We start from the raw sequence: 2,017 nt of genomic DNA, 5'->3' as shown, positions 1-2,017 counted from the left end.
CACGCGTAAGGTCGTCGGCAGCGTCAGATGTGTATAAGAAACTGCAAAACGGGCGCGGCGGGACGCCGCGCACTCCGGAGGTTGGCAAGAATACGGAACGTACAGACGTCCGACAACATGCCGCACCGATTGTGACGCATTTCAGCCCGTAATAAGCCGCAAACCGGGCTAAAGGAACGCTGACATTATTTGTCGCGATCTTCGCCAGACTCCCCAAACCAGCGCGCCAGCCGTCCACGCCGGCTGACCGCCCGGAGCCGCCGCTCGACGTCGTCGCGAACCCGCGCGGTGGCCACGATCAACACACTGTCCCCGACCTTCAGCCGGGTGTCCGGCCCCGGCACGAACCCGACACCGTCCCGCGACACCAACGTCACCGAGGCGCCGACCGGCAACCGCAGCTCGTCGAGGTGCACGCCGACCAGCCGGGAGTCGGGCGGGATCTCCAACTGGAGCAGATCCGCCTGCATCCGTTCCAGCGGGGCCGTCTCCACCCGCAGCTCCGTCAGCTCCGCCGGGGCGGTGATCCCCAGCCGGCGGGCCACCGGACCGAGGGTGCCGGCCTGCACCAATGTGAAGATCACCACTAGCACGAAGACCGTGTCGAAGAGTTGCTCGGCACCGGGCAGGTTCTCCGAGAGCGGGATCGTGGCCAGCACGATCGGCACGGCCCCGCGCAGCCCCGCCCAGGACAGGAATGCCTGCTGCCGGGCCGGGACCCGGAACCCGAGCGCGCAGACCACCACGGACAACGGCCGGGCCAGGAAGAGCAGGGCCAGCCCGGCCACCACCGCCGGCAACAGGGCGTCCACGAGTCGACCCGGCACGCTGAGCAGGCCGAGCAGCACGAACAGGCCGATCTGGGCGAGCCAGGCCAACCCGTCGGCGAACCCGAGGATCGCCTGGCGGTGCGGCAACCGGGAGTTGCCCAGCACCACCCCGGCCACGTAGACGGCGATGAACCCGGACGCGTGCAGCACCGTGGCGGCGCCGTACGCGAGAACGGTGAGCCCCACCGCGGCGATCGGATAGAGCCCGGACGACGGCAGGGCGGCCCGGCGCAACGTCCAGCGGCCGAGCATCCCCACGCCGAATCCGAACACCGCGCCCAGGGACAGCTCGTAGCCGAGCACCAGTACCTCGTACCACCACGGATGGGCACCGAACCCCGAGGTGGAGAGCAGGACGACCAGCAGCACCGCCGGGGCGTCGTTCATCCCGGACTCGGCCTCCAGCGTCGCCACCAGCCGGGGTGGGAGCCGGAGCCAGCGCAGGGTGGCGAAGACCGCCGCCGCGTCGGTGGAGGACAGCACCGCGCCGTAGAGCAGGGCGAGCCGCCAGTCCAGCCCGAGCAGGAAGTGGACGACCAGCCCGACCACCACGATGCTGACCACCACGCCGAACGTGGCCAGGCTGGCGGCGATCCCGAGCACCGGGCGCAGGGCGGTCCAGCGCGAGGTCAGCCCACCCTCGGCAATGATCACGATCAGCGCGCAGAAGCCGAGGACGCGGGTGAGTTCGGCGTCGTCGAACTGGATTCCGAAGCCCGACTCGCCGATCGCCACCCCGAGCGCGAGATAGACCAGCAGGCTGGGCAGTCCGAGCCGGGTCGACAGCCGGACGGCCCCGACGGCGACCAGCAGCACGGCGGCGCCGATCAGCAGTGCCAGGTCCAGCCGATCGGTCACGACCAACGCGCCCGGCACGGAAACAGGCCAGGGTGGGCGGATCGCCGGCCCCCAGCGGTCACTGCACGGATCCGTCCCGCAGTTGGCACAACCGCAGGTCGATCGCCGAACCCAGGCCCTCGACCTGGTAGAGCTTGTCGCGGCTCGCCGTGCCGGCCCGAAGGCTGACCGCAGCCGGACGCAGTCCGAGTGCCTCGGCGAGCGCCCGTCGGGCAGCCTCGGTGGCCCGACCGTCGACCGCCGGCTGGTGCACCGCGATCACCAACGCCGGACCGTACGGGCCGTCGAACCGGCCGCCCACCCGGGCCCGGGACGAGCCGGGCTTGACC

At 71.0% G+C, this 2,017-nt stretch carries 2 protein-coding genes; both read right to left on the bottom strand.

Annotated features, from left to right (window positions below; genetic code table 11):
* Window positions 1–185: 185 nt before the first annotated feature.
* Window positions 186–1,688 (bottom strand): potassium/proton antiporter, encoded by a 1,503-nt coding sequence (locus I0C86_RS33895; protein WP_196205389.1) that lies wholly within the window; start codon window positions 1,686–1,688, stop codon window positions 186–188.
* A 58-nt stretch (window positions 1,689–1,746) separates the two neighbouring features.
* On the bottom strand, window positions 1,747–2,017 hold a 271-nt coding region (locus I0C86_RS33890; protein ID WP_196205388.1), incomplete at its 5' end, for a DUF167 domain-containing protein.

The sequence above is a fragment of the Plantactinospora alkalitolerans genome (assembly GCF_015690345.1).
In the GTDB taxonomy this organism is placed as follows: Bacteria; Actinomycetota; Actinomycetes; order Mycobacteriales; family Micromonosporaceae; genus Plantactinospora; species Plantactinospora alkalitolerans.
The sequence above is the reverse complement of the archived record's forward strand: the minus strand, read 5'-3'. Positions and strand labels throughout refer to the sequence as shown.